The organism is Haemophilus influenzae (assembly GCF_003494325.1).
GTDB lineage: Bacteria > Pseudomonadota > Gammaproteobacteria > Enterobacterales > Pasteurellaceae > Haemophilus > Haemophilus influenzae_I.
The window spans coordinates 17,016-38,660 of the sequence record NZ_QQIK01000003.1; the positions used below are offsets into that span (position 1 = coordinate 17,016).

The 21,645-nt window shown below is 37.0% G+C and carries 21 protein-coding genes; 4 read left to right on the plus strand and 17 right to left on the minus strand.

From position 1 onward, the window contains the following. Window positions 1-4 precede the first annotated feature (4 nt). Window positions 5-157, plus strand: a complete 153-nt coding sequence (locus tag DV356_RS09865) for a hypothetical protein (RefSeq protein ID WP_005648810.1) — start codon at window positions 5-7, stop codon at window positions 155-157. A gap of 133 nt (window positions 158-290) precedes the next feature. Here DV356_RS09865 and DV356_RS05660 read toward each other — a convergent pair whose 3' ends face one another. The 3 genes from DV356_RS05660 to arsC form a co-directional block, all read right to left on the minus strand. Further along, window positions 291-587 carry a DUF5377 family protein gene (locus DV356_RS05660; protein ID WP_005648811.1) on the minus strand — a complete coding sequence of 99 codons (297 nt, stop codon included), beginning with the start codon at window positions 585-587 and terminating at the stop codon, window positions 291-293. Window positions 588-606: 19 nt separating this feature from the next. After that, window positions 607-852 (minus strand): alternative ribosome-rescue factor A, encoded by a 246-nt coding sequence (locus DV356_RS05665; protein WP_071162767.1) that lies wholly within the window; start codon window positions 850-852, stop codon window positions 607-609. 67 nt (window positions 853-919) lie between these two features. After that, window positions 920-1,270 carry an arsenate reductase (glutaredoxin) gene (gene arsC, locus DV356_RS05670; protein ID WP_118806651.1) on the minus strand — a complete coding sequence of 117 codons (351 nt, stop codon included), beginning with the start codon at window positions 1,268-1,270 and terminating at the stop codon, window positions 920-922. Window positions 1,271-1,347: 77 nt separating this feature from the next. Between arsC and DV356_RS05675 the strand changes: the two genes are divergently transcribed. Continuing rightward, a complete protein-coding gene (locus tag DV356_RS05675; protein ID WP_005664109.1) occupies window positions 1,348-2,397 on the plus strand; it encodes an AI-2E family transporter in 1,050 nt (349 codons plus the stop codon). Window positions 2,398-2,512: 115 nt separating this feature from the next. Here the strand turns inward: DV356_RS05675 and secF are convergent, their stop codons facing one another. From secF to uvrA, 10 genes are all read right to left on the minus strand, one after another. Further along, entirely contained in the window at window positions 2,513-3,487 is a 975-nt protein-coding gene (secF, locus tag DV356_RS05680) for a protein translocase subunit SecF (protein WP_005686665.1), read from the minus strand. Between the two features lie 10 nt (window positions 3,488-3,497). Then, complete coding sequence (gene secD, locus DV356_RS05685; RefSeq protein WP_005653411.1) at window positions 3,498-5,348, minus strand: protein translocase subunit SecD; 1,851 nt, start codon at window positions 5,346-5,348, stop codon at window positions 3,498-3,500. Between the two features lie 69 nt (window positions 5,349-5,417). Beyond that, window positions 5,418-5,711 (minus strand): preprotein translocase subunit YajC, encoded by a 294-nt coding sequence (yajC, locus tag DV356_RS05690; protein ID WP_005648822.1) that lies wholly within the window; start codon window positions 5,709-5,711, stop codon window positions 5,418-5,420. A gap of 107 nt (window positions 5,712-5,818) precedes the next feature. Next, window positions 5,819-6,040 carry a sulfurtransferase TusA family protein gene (locus DV356_RS05695; protein ID WP_005634417.1) on the minus strand — a complete coding sequence of 74 codons (222 nt, stop codon included), beginning with the start codon at window positions 6,038-6,040 and terminating at the stop codon, window positions 5,819-5,821. Beyond that, entirely contained in the window at window positions 6,037-6,555 is a 519-nt protein-coding gene (locus tag DV356_RS05700) for a hemerythrin domain-containing protein (RefSeq protein WP_005648824.1), read from the minus strand. Before DV356_RS05700 ends, DV356_RS05695 begins: the two co-directional genes overlap by 4 nt. Before the next feature lie 64 nt (window positions 6,556-6,619). Then, window positions 6,620-7,768: a tRNA guanosine(34) transglycosylase Tgt gene (gene tgt / locus DV356_RS05705; RefSeq protein ID WP_005645731.1), complete on the minus strand. Its 1,149-nt coding sequence runs from the start codon at window positions 7,766-7,768 to the stop codon at window positions 6,620-6,622. 343 nt (window positions 7,769-8,111) lie between these two features. Next, window positions 8,112-9,203 (minus strand): tRNA preQ1(34) S-adenosylmethionine ribosyltransferase-isomerase QueA, encoded by a 1,092-nt coding sequence (queA, locus tag DV356_RS05710; RefSeq protein WP_048946952.1) that lies wholly within the window; start codon window positions 9,201-9,203, stop codon window positions 8,112-8,114. Window positions 9,204-9,326: 123 nt separating this feature from the next. Next, a complete protein-coding gene (locus DV356_RS05715) occupies window positions 9,327-9,773 on the minus strand; it encodes a hypothetical protein (RefSeq protein WP_005648827.1) in 447 nt (148 codons plus the stop codon). A 143-nt stretch (window positions 9,774-9,916) separates the two neighbouring features. Then, window positions 9,917-14,242, minus strand: a complete 4,326-nt coding sequence (hap, locus tag DV356_RS05720) for an adhesion and penetration autotransporter Hap (RefSeq protein WP_118806652.1) — start codon at window positions 14,240-14,242, stop codon at window positions 9,917-9,919. Between the two features lie 318 nt (window positions 14,243-14,560). Next, entirely contained in the window at window positions 14,561-17,392 is a 2,832-nt protein-coding gene (gene uvrA / locus DV356_RS05725; protein ID WP_118806653.1) for an excinuclease ABC subunit UvrA, read from the minus strand. 152 nt (window positions 17,393-17,544) lie between these two features. Between uvrA and DV356_RS05730 the strand changes: the two genes are divergently transcribed. After that, entirely contained in the window at window positions 17,545-18,051 is a 507-nt protein-coding gene (locus DV356_RS05730) for a single-stranded DNA-binding protein (protein WP_005668849.1), read from the plus strand. 177 nt (window positions 18,052-18,228) lie between these two features. Here the strand turns inward: DV356_RS05730 and DV356_RS05735 are convergent, their stop codons facing one another. The 4 genes from DV356_RS05735 to bcp all read right to left on the minus strand — a co-directional run bounded on the left by DV356_RS05735 (window position 18,229) and on the right by bcp (window position 20,568). Beyond that, on the minus strand, window positions 18,229-19,023 hold the full coding sequence (locus DV356_RS05735) for an energy transducer TonB (protein WP_038440830.1): 795 nt from the start codon (window positions 19,021-19,023) through the stop codon (window positions 18,229-18,231). Between the two features lie 9 nt (window positions 19,024-19,032). Further along, entirely contained in the window at window positions 19,033-19,476 is a 444-nt protein-coding gene (exbD, locus tag DV356_RS05740; protein ID WP_005648853.1) for a TonB system transport protein ExbD, read from the minus strand. Window positions 19,477-19,479: 3 nt separating this feature from the next. Continuing rightward, window positions 19,480-19,932, minus strand: a complete 453-nt coding sequence (exbB, locus tag DV356_RS05745; protein ID WP_005648856.1) for a TonB-system energizer ExbB — start codon at window positions 19,930-19,932, stop codon at window positions 19,480-19,482. Window positions 19,933-20,100: 168 nt separating this feature from the next. Further along, complete coding sequence (gene bcp / locus DV356_RS05750; protein ID WP_005653400.1) at window positions 20,101-20,568, minus strand: thioredoxin-dependent thiol peroxidase; 468 nt, start codon at window positions 20,566-20,568, stop codon at window positions 20,101-20,103. A 100-nt stretch (window positions 20,569-20,668) separates the two neighbouring features. Between bcp and dapA the strand changes: the two genes are divergently transcribed. Further along, window positions 20,669-21,565: a 4-hydroxy-tetrahydrodipicolinate synthase gene (gene dapA, locus DV356_RS05755; protein ID WP_005648859.1), complete on the plus strand. Its 897-nt coding sequence runs from the start codon at window positions 20,669-20,671 to the stop codon at window positions 21,563-21,565. The last annotated feature ends 80 nt before the right edge of the window (window positions 21,566-21,645 follow it).

The window sequence follows — 21,645 nt, forward strand, 5'->3', positions numbered from 1 at the left end:
TAAAATGTTAAAACGTAAAACTTTTCTTAAAAAGAAAGCTAATTTACAACAAAGTTCTTTATCACGTAATCTACGTTTAAGACGTTTAAAACACCGCAAACAACAACAATTTTCGAGACATTCATTACAATTTGTCGTACAAGAAATTTGTTGCTAAGTAATCTATTTTTCTTATCAAAATAAAGAAAAAATAACCGCACTTTTTTATGTAATTTATATCATTAAAGTGCGATCTTTGTTTTACAATAATCGTAAAATATAGTGTGAAATTTTATAGATTAATCAATATTTTATTCTAATTTTATCCCTAAGTTTCCAATTTTCACACCGACTAGACCAATCGAGACGGGATCAAAATAATCCCCTAAAAATTTGAACAATTCATTTAACTCTGTAAAAGAACGCTGAATTTTTATTTGATCCTCCACTTTACGCACAAATTCATAGCGTATGTTATTTTCTTCAAAATAAGCTGTTAGAGTTAAATAAATCGTTTCAAAGAAATGGCTTTTGGCCCCCTCCTCTCCGGGATCACTAATACGCACATTCCACGTATTATTAAGTAGAATTTGAGGCTGTTTTGACATATTTTACTCCTTGCTATTTTTAACCTAAGAAAAACCCGATTATAAAGTTTCTGTAATCAAAAAATTTATAATCGGGCTTTTCAAGCATTTTCCCTAGGTGTTTCGCCTTACGTTGGTAACTGCCTTTCCCTTTACGTTTTTTCTCAACACGCTGACGAAATAATTTATCGCCTAGCAATGCCATCACCGCATTATCTTTTATCACGCCTCGAGTGTGCAAATAAACGGTTTCATTTTCAACCGCACTTTTTTGTTTCTTTCTCATAAATTTTCCTTAAAAAAGCCGCGGAAGGATTTCCACGGCTGGTGTATTATACATGCAAACGTTTAAATTACAAAATCTCAAGTACAGTTTCTGACGGACGCCCGATTTTAGCTTTATCGCCATTAATAACAATTGGGCGTTCAATAAGTGCTGAATGTTCACTTATCGCTTTAAATAATTCTGCTTGAGAAAGATCTAAATTATCTAAATTTAAGCTTTTATATAGTTCATCTTTCGTGCGCATCATTTGGCGAACATCATCAATTCCTAATTTTTTGGCAATGCTTTGTAATTCATTAACGGAATACTGCTTTTGCAAATACAGTTCAATAATCGGCTGAATACCTTTATTTTCTAATAATGCTAGCGTTTCACGGCTTTTTGAGCAATGTGGGTTGTGATAAATAATAACAGACATAGGATTTCCTCTTAGTAGCTATAAACACTGTAAATTTTAACTTATAATGGCAAAAAATACTTACAGGAAAAGAAATTATGCTAGAAATGTTGAAAAGCTGGTACTCACGCCGTTTAAGTGATCCACAAGCGATGGGACTATTAGCTATATTATTATTTGGCTTTATCTCCATTTATTTTTTTGGAGATTTAATTGCACCTTTGTTGATTGCTCTAGTGCTATCCTATTTACTTGAAATACCAATCAATTTTTTAAATCAATATTTAAAATGCCCAAGAATGTTAGCGACAATTCTTATTTTCGGTAGTTTTATTGGTCTAGCAGCAGTTTTCTTTTTGGTATTGGTGCCAATGTTGTGGAATCAAACTATTTCCTTATTAAGTGATTTGCCCGCTATGTTTAATAAATCTAATGAATGGCTACTCAATTTACCTAAAAATTATCCTGAACTTATTGATTATTCAATGGTTGATTCTATTTTCAATTCTGTGCGAGAAAAAATCCTTGGTTTTGGCGAATCTGCTGTAAAACTTTCTTTAGCCTCTATTATGAACTTGGTTTCTTTAGGGATTTATGCCTTTTTAGTGCCATTAATGATGTTTTTTATGTTGAAAGATAAATCAGAACTTTTACAAGGCGTCAGCCGTTTCTTACCGAAAAATAGAAACTTAGCTTTCAAAGTATGGAAAGAAATGCAACAACAAATTTCTAATTACATTCACGGAAAATTATTAGAAATACTGATTGTCACTTTAATCACTTATATTATTTTCTTAATTTTTGGGCTAAATTATCCGCTCTTATTGGCTTTTGCAGTGGGGCTTTCAGTTCTCGTCCCTTATATTGGCGCAGTTATTGTCACGATTCCTGTTGCATTGGTTGCTTTATTCCAGTTTGGAATCAGCCCAACATTTTGGTACATCATTATTGCTTTTGCTGTAAGCCAACTTTTAGATGGAAATCTCCTTGTGCCTTATTTATTTTCTGAAGCCGTCAATTTACATCCACTAATTATTATCATTTCAGTATTAATTTTTGGCGGTTTATGGGGATTTTGGGGTGTATTCTTTGCCATTCCTTTAGCCACTTTAGTAAAGGCCGTAATAAATGCCTTACCTCAAGATTAAATAATCTTTGAATTTTAAGTAGTCTATTTCAATTAGAGCTTTATATAAATAAAAAATAGTTAATCGTAAATTTTCGATTAACTATTTTTTTTAATTTATTCTAAAAGTAAATTAACTAAGGTAATTCATCAATTTCTTTATCTACTTTAGGTGGGATCATATGTTCACGACGTAAACCAACATCGTATGCAATGGCGATGGCAACAAAAATCGAGGAATAAGTACCAAATCCAATACCTACGAGTAAAGCAAGTGAAAAGTTATGAATGGAAGGACCACCAAAGAAGAACAATGCCATCACGACAACTAATGTAGTAACCGAAGTAATGATAGTTCTTGATAAAGTTTGCGTTAAAGAAATATCAATAATATCAATCGTATCCAATCGTCTAATTTTTCGGAAATTTTCACGAACCCGGTCAAATACCACAATACTATCGTTGATGGAGTAACCCACCACAGATAAAATCGCTGCGACAAAAGTAAGATCAATTTCAATTTGTAATGCAGAGAATACCCCTAGCGTAATAATGACGTCGTGCGCAAGAGAAGCGATACTGCCAAAGCCTAAACGCCATTCAAAACGTGACCCCACATAAATAAGCACCATTGCTAATGTCGCTAAAGTCGCATATACCGCGCCTTGTGCTAATTCTTCACCAACATTTGGGCCAACGAACTCAATACTGCGAATTTGAATGTCTTTATCTACATTCTGTAGCATACTTTTGACGTGTTCACCAATGGTAGAATCATTATTACTTGCAGGTAAACGAATCATCACATCCTGAACCGATCCTGTGGTTTGTACAATTGGGCTTTCAATTCCATTTTCGTGAAGTTTACTACGAATTTGTTCAAGGTTAGCGGACTGCGAGAAGTGAGTATCAAATACCACTCCACCAGTAAAATCTAAGCCCCAGTTAAATCCTTTGGTAATAATAAAAAATAGAGAAATTACCATCAAAAGTGCGGATAATATATAACCCAATTTACGCACTTTCATAAATTCAGTCAATGGGAACGGGAGCTTTATCCCATTGATTTCACGGATAAAATGTCCGTCTTTATCTTTTGTAAAAAGTTTCATCATTTCCCGCCTAAATTAATAATTTTTTAAGTTGTTTGCCGCCGTAAAGGGCATTAACTAATGCGCGAGTTCCAGTAATCGCGGTAAACATAGAAATCGCAACACCAAGTGAAAGCGTAATCGCAAAACCTTGAATTGGGCCTGTTCCTACCGCGTATAGAATAATTGCGGTTAAGATTGTGGTTAAGTTTGCATCAAAAATAGAAGTAAATGCGCCGTTATAACCTTCATTAATGGCTTGCTGAATTGAACGACCATTACGAATTTCTTCTTTAATACGTTCAAAAATCAATACATTCGCATCTACTGACATACCTAAAGTTAAAACGATACCCGCAATACCCGGCATTGAAAGTGTCGCACCGGGTAAAATAGACATTAATCCCACAAGTAATACGATATTAATAACAAGTGCAAAACTTGCAATCACACCAAACATTTTGTAGTAAAACAACATAAAGGCAATAACAGCAACTAATCCCCAAAGACTCGCATTAATCCCTTGCTCTACGTTTTGCGCACCTAATGATGGGCCAATTGTGCGTTCTTCAACAATTTGAATTGGTGCAATTAATGCGCCAGATTTCAACAAGGTAGAAAGATTATGTGCTTCGGCAATACTATCAACACCAGTAATTTGGAAATTAGAACCAAAACGACCTTGAATTGTTGCAACATTAATGACTTCTTCATGCTTTTCTAAAATGGTTTTGCCATTTTCATCTTTTTTGCCATTATCTTTATATTCAACATAAAGCGTTGCCATTGGTTTCTTGTAATATTTTTTAGTGGTCTGAGACATAATCTCGCCACCTTCGCTATCCAAGGTTACACTCACTTGCGGCGTGCTTGAATGCTGATCTAAACCAGAGCTTGAATTAATAATATGCTCCCCACCTAATACGGCACGTTTAAATAGCGCAACAGGATGACCTTGGCGATCATATTTAACTTCCGAATCAGCTGGTAACATATTACGAGAAATAGCATCAGCCGTAACATTTTGATTTACGATACGAAACTCAAGTGTTGCCGTTGCCCCTAAAATTTCTTTTGCACGTGCAGTGTCTTGAACACCTGGTAATTCAATCACAATACGCTCCGCACCTTGACGTTGAATTACCGCTTCTGCAACACCTAATTCAGCAACACGTTTACGTAAAATCGTTAAGTTTTGCTCAATGGCTAAGTCGCGTGCTTCATTTAATGCTGCAGTAGATAGCCCTAAATTAATACTATCAGCATCAGGCTCAGTAATGTCTAATGTTGGATGTAATTGGCGAATAATTCGCTCAGCTTTAGCACGCTGGCTCACATTAGCTAAGGTTATCAACGTACCAAAATGCTCAGTATTTTTAATGGCAGTATATTGAATTTTTTCTTTACGAAGTTCGCCACGCAAACTATCTTGTAATTGCTCTTGGCGTTTTACAAGTGCGGCATTCATATCGACTTCCATCAAAAAACGAACCCCACCGCGTAAGTCTAATCCCCATTTCATAGGATTCGCACCAAACATACTTAACCAAGCTGGAGTGGCTGGAGCAAGATTTAATGCGGTGGTGTAATTATTGCCAAGACGTTCAGCAATTTTATCTTTAGCAAGAAGTTGATCATCGGTATTAGTAAAGCGAGCTAGAATTGAGCCATTCTCAAGCACGATAGATTTGGTTGGAAGATTATTAGTTTTAAGCACATCTTGAACTTGTCCAAGCACGCTAGTATTCGCTTCTTGACCGCGTGTACCGGAAATTTGCACCGCAGGATCTTCACCATAAATATTTGGAAGAGAATATAAAATCCCGATGGCCACAATAAAAATAACCATCAAATTCTTCCATAATGGATAACGGTTTAACATAGTTTTCCTTTTCTTTTCTAACGCACAGAGCCACAATTCGTGGCTCTGGAAAATAATTTAATGTTATTCTTAAAGTGATTTTAATGAACCTTTAGGAAGAACGCTCACAATGTAGTTACGATTAATCGTAATTTCTGTCGTGTCGTTTAACGCAATCACGATGCTATCGCTACCTTCGGTTACTTTAGTAATTTTGCCGATTACACCACCAGCGGTTAAAACTTCAGTACCTTTTGCAAGCTCAGACATCAATTTTTTGTGTTCTTTATTGCGTTTAGCTTGCGGGCGATAAATCATAAAGTAGAAAATTAAACCAAAGATCACGAAAATAAATAGCGTGGACATTGGGCTTTGTGCTTCCATTGTGTTTTCCTTATTAATTTAAGTTAAAAATTTTGCGTAAAATACCATAAATTGCTTCATTGGGAAAGGCGAACTAAGCCCAATATCCTACGTTATGGCGATTAATTTTATTTTTTCAAGATAACGATAAATTCTTTTTCCGAAGCGTAATATTGCTCGACCAAAGCAACAGAATTTTCTTCGGCAAAAATAGAAAAATTTTCCACCGCACTTTCAAGGTTTAAGATCAACATTAGCTCATCATTTTTATCCAAATTTTTTAAGGCTTTTTTAGCACTTAAAAGAGGAATGGGGCATCGAAGTGCGGTTAAATTGAGCTGATATTTCATTCTTTAACTTGACGACGAGCACTCATGTGCTTGCCCATTTCAGTCAAAATATCCGCACTTAAGCATTCACGCCCCATTTCAAATAACGGCTCTTCTAAGGCAATATGACGATCATAACCTTGAATAAAGCGTTCAATTAAATGTTTATCAATATCTTGACGTTGTTCAGAAATAAGCTCTTCTAACTGCACAGATAATGCATTCCAATTTTCATGCAAATATTCGTGCTGTTTTTCTAATTCATCAATGGAAGTTTGTGTTTGCGGAGCCACTTTGACTAATTGAGGGAAAAAATCTAATTCTTCATCATCGTGATGTAACGGTGCGGCACGATTGAAATAGCTTAAAATCTGCTCAACATCATTTAATACAGCCTGAGTATAGCCGTGTTTTTCTAGATAATCAGGCAAAATGCTTAACTGACGACAAAAACGTTTTACCTTGCTATGACAGGCATAAAGCATTTCAATAGGTTCATTCCATGTGGCGAATTGTTGAGGTTCAAGAATTTGCATAAGATTTCCTTTGTTAAAAAGTGCGGTCAAAAAACGTTTTATTTTTCTACCGCACTTTTATTAATTATGATTTATCCGCTAATTGTAATGGCGGAACAGGTTTGCCCATGCGAGCATAGAATTCCACCACAAAATCATCAAAACGATCATCTTCAATCGCTTGACGAATTTCCGCCATTAAACGTTGATAATAGCGTAAATTGTGAATGGTATTTAAGCGCGCACCTAAAATTTCACCGCATTTATCTAAATGATATAAATAAGCTTTGGTGTAGTTTTTACAGGTGTAGCAATCACATTCAGGATCTAACGGGCTGGTATCATCACGATATTTTGCATTACGGATTTTGACAATGCCGTCTGTAACAAATAAATGGCCATTACGTGCGTTACGGGTTGGCATTACGCAGTCAAACATATCAATGCCACGACGCACGCCTTCCACTAAATCTTCTGGTTTACCCACGCCCATTAAATAACGTGGTTTGTCAGCTGGGATTTGTGGGCAAATATATTCTAAAATTCGGTGCATATCTTCTTTTGGTTCGCCTACCGCTAAACCGCCCACCGCATAACCGTCAAAACCAATATTGACTAAGCCTTCTAATGATACTTTACGTAATTCTTCAAATACACCGCCTTGGATAATACCGAATAACGCATTTTTATTGCCTAATTCATCAAAGCGATCGCGGCTGCGTTTTGCCCAACGAAGTGACATTTCCATAGATTTTTTCGCATAATCGAAAGTCGCTGGGTAAGGAGTACATTCATCAAAAATCATCACGATATCAGAACCTAAATCATATTGAATTTCCATGGATTTTTCAGGCGAAAGGAAAATACGCTCACCATTAATTGGGTTTTGGAATTTTACGCCTTCTTCGGTAATTTTACGTAATTTACCTAAACTGAATACTTGGAAACCGCCACTGTCAGTCAAAATCGGACGATGCCATTGCATAAAGTCGTGCAAATCACCGTGTTTACGCATGACTTCTTGTCCTGGTCGAAGCCATAAATGGAACGTGTTACCCAGTAAAATTTCTGCACCTGTCGCACGCACTTCTTCTGGCGTCATGCCTTTTACCGTGCCATAAGTACCCACTGGCATAAATGCAGGGGTTTCTACACTGAACGTGCCCTGTGGACGTTCAAATACCAAGCGACCACGACGAGCATTGCCGCTTGTTTTATCTAATTCATACTTCATTTTTGCTCCAACGAATAAACAGTTCGAAGATTTTTTAAACAAAAAAGCCTGTTAAAAAATACAGGCTTTGTGATATCATATTTTCAATGCTCTTTGAGCAGAGGCGGATCTACTAAGATAGTCCGCCAGTTGCCGCTGTCGGGCTATTTCGTAGATCCTGAGTTTGTTAATCATACTAAGGATAAAAATATGACTAAATTTATGATTAAGTTGGTCATCATTATTCTACTTTGCCTGTTATTGAAAAGTAGCACTGGCTATTAGTAGTTGATGCCGACAAGAGATGGTTACCGCCATCTCTTGTTCTTTATTGTAGGTGCTGACTAATTACAAGTCAAACAACTTATTCCAATCCTCTCACATTAGAATTTTTATTAATAAACATCGCATCGCCATAACTAAAGAAACGATATTTTTCTTTTACTGCATGCTTATATGCATTCATGGTATTTTTATAACCAGCAAAAGCTGAAACTAACATAATCAAAGTGCTTTCAGGTAAGTGGAAATTAGTAATTAAGCAATCCACCACTCGGAATTTTTTCCCTGGATAAATAAAAATAGAGGTATCAGAAAAATAAGGCTCAATTAAATCTGGATTGCCAAATTCTTCCGCAGAAAGTGCCGCACTTTCAATAGAACGAACAGAAGTAGTTCCCACTGCAATTACACGTTTGCCCGCTTTTTTTGTTGCGATAATCGCATTACAGACTTCTTGAGAAACTTCCACATACTCCGCATGCATTACGTGATCTTCAATATTTTCCACACGAACAGGCTGGAATGTTCCTGCGCCTACATGTAATGTAACAAATTCAAAATTCACACCCTTTGCTTTGAGTTTTTCAAGTAAATTTTCATCAAAATGTAAGCCTGCTGTTGGTGCTGCTACCGCACCTGGTACTTTACTATAAACCGTTTGATAACATTCTTGATCGGCTTCTTCATCTGGGCGGTCAATATAAGGCGGCAATGGCATATGCCCAATGGTTTGCAACACATCTAAAAGAGCGGTTGATTTATCACTTAATTCCACTTCAAACAACGAGCTATGACGAGCTTTCATTACTACTTTAATGCCATTATTTTCGCCTAATTTATCTTCCCCTAAAAATAATTCAGTCCCTTCTTTAGGGGATTTCGATGAACGAATATGCGCTAAGAAACGATGTTCATCTAACATTCTCTCAACTAAAACTTCAATTTTGCCACCGCTGGCTTTACGCCCAAACATTCTTGCAGGAATAACGCGCGTATTATTAAAAATCAACAAATCGCCTTCATCAATTAAATCTAATACATCAGAAAAAGTGCGGTGAAAAATTTCTCCGTTTTCGCCATTTAACTGTAATAAACGACAAGAAACACGATCAGTTTTAGGATAACGAGCAATTAATTCATCGGGTAAATCAAAGTCAAAGTCTGAAACACGCATAACAAAATTTAGGTTAAATAAAATAGGCGGTAAGTCTAGTTTGAATTGAAAATGATCTCAAGAAAAAATCTCCCCTCGGGGAAGATGAAATAACCAGCAATTATGCTGGTCATTTGGGATTAATTATAAATTTGCTTTTTTAGTTGCTTTTACGTTTACATCACAATTTTTGACGATGATATTATCGCTAGATTTACCTTTTTGAATTAAATTGACAGGCACAATAGAATCAAATTTATCTAACGTTAAGCCACTATCTACATTCCAAACATAATCCCCAGAAACGAAACTTGTAAAGTCATTTTGTGATTTATCACGAGTAAAATCTTTGGCAATAATGCCATCGCCCACACTTACCATTGCAGCAACTGGTTCTTGGTTTTCAAATTGATACACGGCAGTTACAGTTTGTTTATTGCAGGAATATACAACTGTTTTATCAGTGATTGTTGGAAGTGTTTGCATTTCAGCTATTTGCGCAGATGATTTTGTCATTTCAGGTGCATCCTTTGCACAAGCAGATAATACGACTGCAGCAGCAAATGCGGGTAAAATTTTAGTTAAATTCATTATTAAATCCTCTTAATTAATCCCCTATATAGGGTGCTACTTAGATACCTTTAATAAAATAAAGTTCCATTATTGGAATAAAAAAGGTGGGATCTGATCTGCCCCACCTTGTTTATCAATAAACGATAAAATTATGTTGATTTTTACCAACGATACCCCAATTTCACGCCCACATTTTGCTGTTTGCCGAGTTGTGAACCTTGAGATTTTGAGATAAAAGCGGAAAGTTGGAAATGTAAAATTTCTGCCTTTAATCCCACTTCTTTTTGCCAATAACGCCCAAATGATTGTTGCAACATCGTGCTATTTACAGTGGTTTGTACGTTAGCGTTTGAAACATCAACATAATTGACAAAGAAATAAGGCTTAACGCTGATATTATCTGTCGGGGTAAATGTATAATCAACTCGAATGCCAGCATTATAGCGATTAAATGCAAGGCTCGGTGTTTGCACTTTCACGTCTTCAGATTGATAATTTTCACGTTCAATAAAATATCGATTAACACCCAAATAAGGCTGAATACCCAATTGCCCTAAACGGAACTGATAACTTGCATTCACACCATAATTTATCGCTTTTCGATGAATTTTTCGGCTTTGTTCTTCAGCCATTTTACTCGCACTAATTCCCGCACCCACGTTTACACCAAATTGTAAATCGCCCCATTGATATTGGGCAAAACCCGACATCATCGTTAATGTCGCGTGATTTTTAACCTGTTCGTCAAAGGTATTATCTGAACGGCTATGCGAGAAAACCGCCCCAATTCGTCCATTATCTAAGGCTTTTTGCACCCCAATTTGACGCAAGTTCGTTTTCTGCTGATAAGCACGGAACGCATCAGAATCATAGCGTCTTTTATCCTGTGCGATATTTGTCCACACGGCAGATTGTGCTTGATCTACAAAAAGACGATCCAATTCATCTTGAACGGAAAGCATACTATTTACTGTTGCAGACAACTCCGATAACGCACTATTTGAGTAACGGCTGATCAATTCTTTTTGTTTGCGTTGTCTTTTCTCTTCTTCCTCTTGAGCTTGAGGTTCTTTTCCCACTTGCTGTTGGGCATTAATAGCCTCAAGTTTGACTTGTAATACCTTTAACAGGCTTAGATCAAGCGGGGGATCAGAAAACGCTTCTCTCACTGCTCTTCTTGACCGCGCTTTTTTTGTTTTTGGCTTACTTGTTTGTGTTTCAGTAGTCTGTTCAACTTGTTTGGCTTCTAATGCGTTTAACAGGCTTTGAGCAAGCGGGGGATCAGAAAACACTGCTCTTCTTAACCGCACTCTTGCATTACTTGTTTGTGTTTCAGCAGTCTGTTCAACTTGTTTGGCTTCTAATGCATTTAACAGGCTTTGAGCAGACGGGGGATCAGAAAACGCTGCTCTTTTTGACCGCACTTTTGGCTCACCTGTTTGTGTTTCAGCAGTCGGTTCAACTTGTTTGGCTTCTAATGTTCGTTCTGCTTGCTCTGCTCTTACTAAATCATTGAGCAATTCCTGCTCTTTTATTGGGTTATGCAAGCGGAATTCGCCCTTATTCTTCACTAATTTATAACGTAATGCACCTGCATCAACGTGGTCATTTTCTAAAGTAAATTTGAGTTTGTCTGATAACGGTTTATTATCTTTGCTTTCAACCAAAGTTAATTGCCCAAGGGTTTCGGGTTCTTTGCCTGTGTTGCTAACAGCTAACTTGTAAGTACCTTCAGCGTCATTGGATAATTTTAATTTATCGCTTTTATAGCCAAATAAAGATGAAGTAAATTGGAATGTGCCTTGCCCGCTCAATTTACCATTTACTGTCAATGTGTTGAAACGATGTTCTGCCGATGTTGGCGTTGTTTCCGTCTCTAATGAACGGCGGCGTGGTGCATTATTTGAGCTAGCTGAATAAGCTGAATTTAACGTAACAGTACTATTATTTAGCGTTAAATTCTGCAATGTAGTATCGCTAGGCATTGTCCAAGTCGCATTTTCCAACGTCACTGTTGTGTCTTTGTCGCCCTGAATTTGGTGCGAAAAATGGCTGTTTTTTAAAGAAAATTGAGCAGAATCCGTTAAATGCACATTACCGTTTAAAGTGGCATTGTCCACCGTTGCATTTGCGTGATTTGAAAGTTTGATATTGCCTATTTGGGTGGCATTGTTGCTCAATGTAAATCGGCTATGATTTATTAAAGTGACATTACCATTAAGTTTTGCTAAACCATTAATATTCACTGTTGCATTATCAGTTAAATTAATAGAACCATTAATTTGTGTTGTCGGTATGGAATCAATAACTTTTTTATCGGTTAAATTAACTGTTTTACAAGTCGTTAATCCTGTCCAATCTGAACGCGTGCAAATGGTATTTTGCTGATTTGGCACAACACCAAATGTGGCATTTGCATTATTGCTGACTGTCCAATTTCCCTCAATTGAAGAAACATTGCGAGAAACCACCGCACTTCCGCCTTTAATTTGGAAGTTTTCAGCTTTAAATGTGCGGTTGATCCAATCGTCATCAATAACCACTTCGCCTTGAGGTCGCCCAAGCTCGTTTGGGCGATTTAAATGATTGTAAGCGTGTGGCGTTGGGCGACCACTAAACACTAAAGTGCCGCCCTCTTGAGTAATATTGCCTTTTAAGTTTGTGCCACCTGAAAGTAGCAAAGTACGATCTTCTGTGGTTGGTTTATAAATAAGGTTTAATCTTCCATTGTGTTTATTTTCATCTGTTTCGCCAAACCAACCGTTGTAAGCAATTTCTTTGCTGTAATCAAGTTTATTAATATTATTTTTATTAGATGGAGCAGTAATACTTTCGTTCCCAGTAATAGTAATATTAGCGACTTGAGTTGTATTATGGTTCACAATCATCGCGCCCTCGTCCGTATTTTGGATACGTTTAAAGGTTAATGAATGTCCGTTAAGATCTAAGCGACCACCACGAAATCCGAAATAAATATTGTTAGGATCAACTTGATCTGCACTATTTAGTTGAACGGTAGCTCTACCACTTACAATGCCAACTTCTTTAAAGGCTTGTTTTTGGTTGTTCTCATCGGCTTGTTGATCTAAAATGACTTTGCCGTCACCTACGCTAATTGAGCCTAAGTTTTCACCTTTTGCTTGAATATGTAACGTTCCTTTACCAATTTTAGAAAGGCGATCATTTTCAACACCATTTACTTTCCAAGTAACAGTACTGTCTTCACCTACATGCACTCCGGCACCTTGCCAAGTTGCATTATTTTCTGAAGATACCGTAAAGTTACCCTCAAAATACAAACCACCAGCACCTTGATTTATATTATTTTCAATTGTTAAAGTTCCTGTTCCTCGATCGCCAAAGTAAATACTTTTACCATTATTTAGTCTTGGTTTATAAGCATTTACACCACCTGCAGCATAAACAGGTTCTTTATCTTCTGCTTTTAATGCTTCATTAAATAACTGAACCGTTCTGACTTTAAATTGAGGCATACTCACTTTTTCATTCGTTTGAGTAACCGTACCAGTTCCATTATTATTTGAAGTAAATGAATAATGACCGTTACTTCTTGGCTCTAAAAATGTTATAGGCAAATCTTCTACAAAGACATTATCATAAAACCAATTTTTTCTAATTAATTGGAATCCATTTCCAGCTCCCGAGAAAGGGTTACCAGTTTGCAATACGCCATTAATAAGCCATTTTTGTTTTATTGCATCATAAATAAACATTGGAGAACCACTATCTCCAAACGAAACACCCGTAGGAAGAGGTCCATAGTTATTTGGTTTTGTGATATCTCCACTTAAGTTTACCGTGCCTTTGCCCGCTCCACTTTGTGAATGTGTGTTACCTGCTATTCTCCATTGATAAGCATCAGCAAGCCATGAACTCTGACTTCCTTGCTTTTGTTCTTCATCAGTCCTCCACCATTGTTCACCTGTACCAATACGCACACGATCAGGATATTTACTTAAATCAGCGTAGTTATTTCCATTCATATTGTCTGTCATCTTTGCTGGTTCAGCGTCAGTGACAAATTTGTGCAAACGAGGCATGTGATAGTCACCATGATAAGGGTTATCTTTGTCTGGCTTATAATTATTTCTTTTTACAATTTGATAAGTAAAACGATGTTGATCGGGATTTGGACCTTCTGCTCCAAAATCAACGCTATTATATCCACCGTTATGTGCCACACTCACTATATATTGATCGCCTACTAATGTCGCCACGCCGTTACGCGACACCACGGAAAAATCAATCATCGGGGCTTTTGTCATTGATGTGCCAACTAATTGCCCTTCTTTGTTATAAACCTCAATATTTTTAGCCCCAACTGTGAACTTCCCTTTGTTCTCGGCAAAATCACGATAATATTGGTAGTCAATACCAAAATAAGTGTGACCTGCCCAGGCTTGTGATGCTATCCCTAATGAAACACAAGCGGTTAAAAAATTCAGACGAAATACAGTTTTTTTCATAATGTTTATTTAATTAAGTAATTTTTCGTATTAAAAAATACGTGGTTAAACGACTATTGAACAATAAAAGTGCGGTGATTTTCTAAGGGATTTCAGCTAAAAAAACGAACTAAAAGGCACAAAAGAAAATAAAGCAGTAAAACTATATAGTAATTAAGCCAAAATTTCTAGGTTTTTGCTTAATACTTAGTGGGTAATCTTATCTTGCGATGGATTAATATTATATGTAATTTATACAGATAACTAAAATTAAAACAATATCACTAATAAAATAACCGCACTTTATGTGAGTTTTCTCTGAAAGTGCGGTCATTTTTTCTAAGGTTTTTCTAAAATCGGTTTAAGGAAGCGGGCGGTGTGGGAACTTTCTACTTTGGCAACTTGCTCTGGTGTACCCGTCGCAATAATTTGTCCGCCGCCACTGCCTCCCTCTGGGCCAAGATCGACAATCCAGTCTGCGGTTTTAATCACATCAAGATTGTGTTCAATGACGACGATAGTATTTCCTTGGTTGCGTAATCGATGCAGTACTTCAAGTAATTGCTTAATGTCAGCGAAATGCAAACCAGTCGTCGGTTCATCTAAAATATATAAGGTTTTACCTGTATCACGTTTAGAAAGCTCAGTCGCTAGTTTCACTCGTTGTGCTTCGCCGCCTGAAAGTGTTGTAGAAGATTGACCTAATCGAATATAGGATAATCCCACATCCATCAAGGTTTGTAATTTTCTTGCAATCATTGGAATCGCATCAAAAAACTCGCGTGCTTCTTCCACCGTCATATCTAAAACTTGATGAATCGTTTTGCCTTTATAACGAATTTCTAAGGTTTCGCGATTATAGCGTTTGCCTTTACATTGGTCGCAAGGAACATAAACATCGGGTAAAAAATGCATTTCAACTTTGAGTACACCATCGCCCTGACAGGCTTCACAGCGTCCACCTCGTACGTTAAAGCTAAAACGCCCAGGATTATAACCTCGCGCACGTGCCTCTGGCACCCCTGCAAAAAGCTCGCGAATTGGGGTAAATAAGCCTGTATAAGTGGCTGGATTTGAACGTGGCGTGCGTCCAATCGGGCTTTGGTTAATATCAATAACTTTATCGAAATGTTCTAATCCCTCGATAGATTGATAAGGTGCGTAATCCGTCTTTTCCGCTCTATTTAACGCATTTTGCGCAAGTGGAAATAAGGTGTCATTAATAAGTGTGGATTTTCCTGAACCAGACACACCAGTTACGCAAGTAAACAAACCAACGGGAATATCTAAATTCACATTTTTTAAGTTATTACCTGATGCGCCTTTAAGTTTGAGCCATTTTTTCTTATCAAGTGCGGTGCGTTTTTTAGGAATTTCGATTTTATCTGCGCCCGATAAAAATTTTCCCGTGATGGAATTTGGATTGAGCATAATTTCATCGGCATTTCCTTGCGCAATAACTTGTCCGCCATGCACGCCAGCACCAGGCCCAATATCAATAATATGGTCAGCTGCACGAATCGCGTCTTCATCGTGTTCCACGACAATTACCGTATTACCAAGATTACGCAAATGAATTAACGTATTAAGTAAGCGTTCATTATCACGTTGGTGCAAGCCAATAGAAGGTTCATCTAATACATACATTACGCCAACAAGTCCCGCACCAATTTGACTCGCAAGGCGAATACGTTGTGCCTCCCCACCTGAAAGAGTTTCAGCAGAACGAGAAAGAGAAAGGTAATTCAAACCAACATTGACTAAAAACTGCAAACGCTCGCGGATTTCTTTAAGAATTTTTTCCGCAATTTGCGCTTTTTGACCAGTGAGAGAAAGTGCGGTAAAAAATTCGAGGGTTTCGCCAATGCTTTTTTCCGCAATTATCGGCAAATTGGTTTTTCCAATATACACATTACGCGCCTCGGGTCTCAAACGAGATCCACCACAATCTATACAAGGTCGATTGCTAATATTTTTTGCTAATTCTTCACGCACCGACATTGATTCTGTTTCTTTATATCGGCGAGCCATATTATTCAAAATCCCTTCAAAAGGGTGCTTGCGAATAACCACATCGCCACGATCATTCATATATTGGAATTCAATTTCCTCTTTGCCTGAGCCATGCATAATGATGTGTTGAATTTTCTTTGGCAAAGATTCATAAGGGGCTTCAACATCAAAATCATAATGTTTCGCCAGTGAGGTAAGCATTTGATAATAATAGAAATTACGACGATCCCAACCTTTTACCGCACCACCAGCAAGAGAAATAGTTGGATTTTGCACCACACGATCTTCATCAAAATATTGCTGCACACCCAAGCCATCACAAGTTGGGCAAGCACCTGCAGGATTGTTAAAGGAAAACAAACGAGGCTCTAATTCTGGCACAGAATAACCACAATGCGGACAGGCAAAATTTGCTGAAAAAATTAATTCTTCCGCTTTCGGATTATCCATATCTGCCACAATCGCAGTGCCACCTGAAAGCTCTAATGCGGTTTCAAAAGATTCGGCTAAACGTGTTGCTAAATCTGACCGCACTTTAAAACGATCAACCACTACTTCAATAGTATGCTTTTTCTGTAAGGCTAATTTTGGCGGATCAGATAAATCGCAAATTTCGCCATCAATACGCGCACGAATATAACCTTGCGCAGCAATATTTTCTAAAATCTTGAGATGTTCGCCTTTTCGATTTTTGACAACTGGCGCAAGTAACATCATCTTACTGTCTTCTGGCAAACTTAATACTTTATCCACCATTTGACTAATTGTTTGTGCCGTTAATGGAACATTATGATCGGGACAACGCGGCTCCCCTACTCGTGCAAACAATAAACGTAAATAATCGTAAATTTCCGTAATTGTTCCCACTGTAGAACGTGGATTGTGTGAGGTAGATTTTTGTTCAATGGAAATTGCAGGGGAAAGTCCCTCAATAGAATCCACATCAGGCTTTTCCATTAAAGACAAAAATTGACGTGCATACGCCGAAAGAGATTCAACATAGCGGCGTTGCCCTTCCGCATAAAGTGTATCAAAGGCTAAAGAGGATTTTCCCGAACCTGAAAGCCCAGTAATCACCACAAGTTTATTGCGTGGAATAGTTAAATTAATATTTTTCAGGTTATGGGTTCTAGCCCCGCGAATATCGATATTTTCCATAAAATAACTCAAAAGTATGAAATAAATGTAAATTTTGCGATCATTATCGCATATTTTAATATCTGTGCAAATATCCAGTTAAAATATATAGATCTTTTCAAAAATTTCAGGCAAAATAACCGCACTTTTTTAGATAAAAAATGAGGTTTTTTATGGCTGGAATTAATAAAGTCATTATTGTAGGTCATTTAGGTAATGATCCTGAAATTCGTACTATGCCAAACGGCGATGCCGTTGCAAATATCAGCGTAGCAACCAGTGAAAGCTGGAACGACCGTAATACTGGCGAACGCCGTGAAGTAACAGAATGGCACCGCATTGTATTCTATCGTCGTCAAGCAGAGATTTGCGGCGAATATTTACGCAAAGGTTCTCAAGTGTATGTGGAGGGTCGTTTAAAAACGCGTAAATGGCAAGATCAAAACGGTCAAGATCGTTACACCACAGAAATTCAAGGCGATGTAATGCAAATGCTTGGTGGACGTAATCAAAACGCAGGTGGTTATGGTAATGAGATGGGATCTTCACCACAACCTTCTTACCAAGCTCGTCAAACTAACAATGGTAATAGTTATCAATCATCTCGCCCAGCTCCACAACAATCTGCACCACAGGCTGAACCACCAATGGATGGATTTGATGACGATATTCCGTTCTAAATTACATAGATTGAAAAGTAAATGATAAAAATCAGAGAGAAGCTGAATAAAAGAGAGCTTCTCTTTTTATTTTACTAATTAAAAGGACTAAACCTATGATTATAGATTTAGTCCTTAATTTTATAGCTTTAGTTTTAGGGAAGATTAATTGCTACCATTTATCTTCCATATCACATTTTATTGAAGAGTAAAACTAATTTGCACACTTAAACTCGAAGGGAATCCTGCGGGTCTTGTTCCAACAGAGCGAGATACGTTAATAGCGTCTAATGCCGCCTTATCTAAACTTTCATCGCCTGAGGATTTTGTAACCTTAGCACCACTTAATGAACCATCAGCTCCTACATTAAAAGATACACTCACTTTTCCTTGTTTGCGCATTATCTTCGCTCGAGTTGGATAACGTTTATGGCTTTCAATTTCACGGCGGATTGCAGAACGGTAAGCCGCTATTTCACTCGTATCCCTTCCACTTCCTGCTACCTGTGCATTGCTATTAGCTGCACTTGTTGTACTTGCTTTATCATTTACGTTGGCACTTGAATCAATATTTTCATCGCCTTTTGGTAGCTCTTTATTGATTGGTTTCTTTTGTGGTTTAACCTCTTTTTTAGGTTTCTTCTTCGGCTTTTCTTTTGGTTTTGGCTTTTCCTTTTCTGGTTCTTTGATTTTTTTCGGTTCAGGTTTTATTGTTGGATCTTCTACAATTTCTTGTTTTTCTGGTTCTGGCTCTTTTTGTACATTTTCTGGCTCAGGCTCTGGCTCTTTTTGTACATCTTCTGGCTCTGGAGCAGGTTCTTCCAACACCATGCCCTGTAATAGTTCCATAGAAATACTTGTAGATATATCGCCTTGTGCGCTATTTGCACTATCACTTGGCTCATTCCAATTCCATAAGATAAATCCTATAACAATACCGTGTACGATCAAAGAAATAAGCAAACCCAATAGCGAACGTTTTGTTTGCTGCATAATTATTCCTTACGGCGTAGTTGGTACAGATTGGGAAGGAGTAGATTCTTGAGAATTTTCACCCGCACTTTTTCCCTTATCTTTCATAGAAACAATTGCCACATTTTTGATTTCATTTTTAGAAAGCATATCTGTAATCGTCACAAAATCTTGGAAAGAGGCTTCGGCATCAATTTTTAAAGTTACTTTCTGATCTTTATTCCATTGAGCAATTTCTGCCTCTAGAGCTTCTTGAGAAATAGGTTTATCATTAAAATAGAGTTGTTTATCCGCTGTCACTGTCAATAATTTAGCTAGCTCGTCAGATTTAAATGCGACCGCTGTACTAGCTTTTGGTACATTTACTTGAATTTTACCTTGAGAGATAAAAGATGCAGTAATAAGCACCACAGTAAGTAGCACCAACATAATATCAATGAAAGGGATAATGTTGATTTCATCGAATTTTTTCACGAATTATTCCTTATCTTTTTGTTCGCTTAATACTTTCCATTTTAAACGATTAACTTCAACTTTACGCCCCAAACCGTTATAAAACACCATAGAGGGAATAGCCACTAGAATACCTAATGCAGTTGCTTTTAATGCTAAAGATAAGTGCAACATAATTACACTTGGATCAATGTCGCCACCGCCGTGACCGATTTGATAGAAAGTTAATAAAATCCCGATAACTGTACCAAGTAATCCAACATAAGGCGCATTTGCACCGATGGTAGAAATCACTGTCATATTACGGTTTAAATCAATATCTAATGCGTGAATAGTAGAATAATGTGCCACGCTTACCTTTCTTAAAAAAAGATAACGTTCAATTACCATCGCAAGCATAATAATGCTCATCAGTAATAATAAACCGATGATAAAATAATCACTATACTGTTGTAAAAAATCAAAAAGTTGTACCATTTTTTTTCCTTGTTATTTGAGAAATTTTTTTGAGAATATAATTGAGAATGAATTTCAATCACTCGGGGAATTCTAGCAAAGGCTGAATAATGCGTAAACCTTGAATTTAAAAATTTCTGAATTTTTTACCGCACTTTATGTGGAAAAGTGCGGTTATTTTTTGAAATATTATAGGGAACGAAGATAATCAATGATCATTTGATGATGGTCTTTTATCTTAAATTTATCAAATACTTGCATAATAGTTCCGCTTTCATTGATTAAAAAACTAATTCGATGAATACCGTCGTAAGTTCTCCCCATAAATTTTTTTTCGCCCCATACGCCAAATTGCTCCGCAACTTGATGATCAGGATCAGAAAGCAATGTGAAATTAAGTTCTTTTTTCTCAATAAATTGAGCTAATTTTTTCGGGGCATCAGGACTAATACCAAGTACAACTAAGCCTAGTGCATCTAATTCAGATTTACTGTCGCGCAATCCACAGGCTTGTGTGGTACAGCCTGGAGTGAGAGCCTTTGGATAAAAATAAATTAAAACTTTTTTACCACGAAAATCACTTAAAGAAACAAATTTTTCTTGTTGATTTAATAAGGTAAAAGCAGGTGCTTGATTACCAACAGATAATGGATTCATAAAAAACTCCTTTAATGAAAAAAAATTTGCAAATTAACGTTATTTTAGCGACTATAACAAGTGAAACCAAATAATAAAATTAAAAACCGACGGAGGTTATATGTCAGCGCAAAATTCTTTATTTTCGGGTAGCATAGTTGCCCTTGTTACGCCAATGAATCATTATGGCGAAGTCGATTTTTCCTGTTTAGAAAAATTAGTAGAACACCACATTGAAGCTGGTTCTAATGCGCTTGTTTCTGTGGGTACAACGGGAGAATCCGCCACGCTAAGTATTGAAGAAAATGTAAAAGTCATTGAAAAGACTGTTGAATTTGCCAAAGGACGTATTCCTATTATTGCGGGAGCGGGTGCAAATGCGACGAGTGAAGCAATTACAATGACCAAATTATTACGAGACAGTGGTGTAGCAGGATGTTTATCTGTTGTGCCTTATTATAATAAACCAACCCAAGAGGGAATGTATCAACATTTTAAAGCCATTGCGGAATGTACTGATTTACCACAGATTCTTTATAATGTTCCTAGTCGCACAGGCAGTGATATGAAACCTGAAACAGTTGCTCGTTTAGCTGAAATTGAAAATATTGTAGGCATTAAGGAAGCAACGAGAGATGTTAGCCGAATAGTTAAAATTAAGCAGCTTGCAGGTAAGAATTTTATTGTTTTAAGTGGCGATGATGCAACAGGCTTAGAAGCAATAAAATTAGGTGCTGAAGGAGTAATATCAGTAACAAATAACATTGCAGCAAAAGATATGGCTGATATGTGCCGTTATGCACTTGCGGGAGATTTTGATAAAGCGGAAGAAATTAATGCTCGTTTAATGCGTTTACATCACGACCTGTTCATTGAATCTAATCCAATTCCAGTGAAGTGGGCAGCTTATCGCTTAGGCTTAATTAAATCGCCACATTTACGCTTGCCACTTACAACACTTAGTGAAGAAATTCAACCAAAAGTAGAAGATGCGCTAAAAATCGCAGGATTGTTATAAAAATAAAGGGGTAAGTAATTACCCCTCACTTTTATGTATTATAGATCAGTAAAATGATCAAAAAGTGCGGTCAGAATTTA

Excerpts from the sequence above, each read along its gene's own strand:
- DV356_RS09865 (WP_005648810.1), top strand. The coding sequence starts at position 5 with ATGTTAAAACGTAAAACTTTTCTTAAAAAGAAAGCTAATTTACAACAA.
- DV356_RS05660 (WP_005648811.1), bottom strand. The coding sequence starts at position 587 with ATGTCAAAACAGCCTCAAATTCTACTTAATAATACGTGGAATGTGCGT.
- DV356_RS05665 (WP_071162767.1), bottom strand. The coding sequence starts at position 852 with ATGAGAAAGAAACAAAAAAGTGCGGTTGAAAATGAAACCGTTTATTTG.
- arsC (WP_118806651.1), bottom strand. The coding sequence starts at position 1,270 with ATGTCTGTTATTATTTATCACAACCCACATTGCTCAAAAAGCCGTGAA.
- DV356_RS05675 (WP_005664109.1), top strand. The coding sequence starts at position 1,348 with ATGCTAGAAATGTTGAAAAGCTGGTACTCACGCCGTTTAAGTGATCCA.
- secF (WP_005686665.1), bottom strand. The coding sequence starts at position 3,487 with ATGAAACTTTTTACAAAAGATAAAGACGGACATTTTATCCGTGAAATC.
- secD (WP_005653411.1), bottom strand. The coding sequence starts at position 5,348 with ATGTTAAACCGTTATCCATTATGGAAGAATTTGATGGTTATTTTTATT.
- yajC (WP_005648822.1), bottom strand. The coding sequence starts at position 5,711 with ATGGAAGCACAAAGCCCAATGTCCACGCTATTTATTTTCGTGATCTTT.
- DV356_RS05695 (WP_005634417.1), bottom strand. The coding sequence starts at position 6,040 with ATGAAATATCAGCTCAATTTAACCGCACTTCGATGCCCCATTCCTCTT.
- DV356_RS05700 (WP_005648824.1), bottom strand. The coding sequence starts at position 6,555 with ATGCAAATTCTTGAACCTCAACAATTCGCCACATGGAATGAACCTATT.
- tgt (WP_005645731.1), bottom strand. The coding sequence starts at position 7,768 with ATGAAGTATGAATTAGATAAAACAAGCGGCAATGCTCGTCGTGGTCGC.
- queA (WP_048946952.1), bottom strand. The coding sequence starts at position 9,203 with ATGCGTGTTTCAGACTTTGACTTTGATTTACCCGATGAATTAATTGCT.
- DV356_RS05715 (WP_005648827.1), bottom strand. The coding sequence starts at position 9,773 with ATGAATTTAACTAAAATTTTACCCGCATTTGCTGCTGCAGTCGTATTA.
- hap (WP_118806652.1), bottom strand. The coding sequence starts at position 14,242 with ATGAAAAAAACTGTATTTCGTCTGAATTTTTTAACCGCTTGTGTTTCA.
- uvrA (WP_118806653.1), bottom strand. The coding sequence starts at position 17,392 with ATGGAAAATATCGATATTCGCGGGGCTAGAACCCATAACCTGAAAAAT.
- DV356_RS05730 (WP_005668849.1), top strand. The coding sequence starts at position 17,545 with ATGGCTGGAATTAATAAAGTCATTATTGTAGGTCATTTAGGTAATGAT.
- DV356_RS05735 (WP_038440830.1), bottom strand. The coding sequence starts at position 19,023 with ATGCAGCAAACAAAACGTTCGCTATTGGGTTTGCTTATTTCTTTGATC.
- exbB (WP_005648856.1), bottom strand. The coding sequence starts at position 19,932 with ATGGTACAACTTTTTGATTTTTTACAACAGTATAGTGATTATTTTATC.
- bcp (WP_005653400.1), bottom strand. The coding sequence starts at position 20,568 with ATGAATCCATTATCTGTTGGTAATCAAGCACCTGCTTTTACCTTATTA.
- dapA (WP_005648859.1), top strand. The coding sequence starts at position 20,669 with ATGTCAGCGCAAAATTCTTTATTTTCGGGTAGCATAGTTGCCCTTGTT.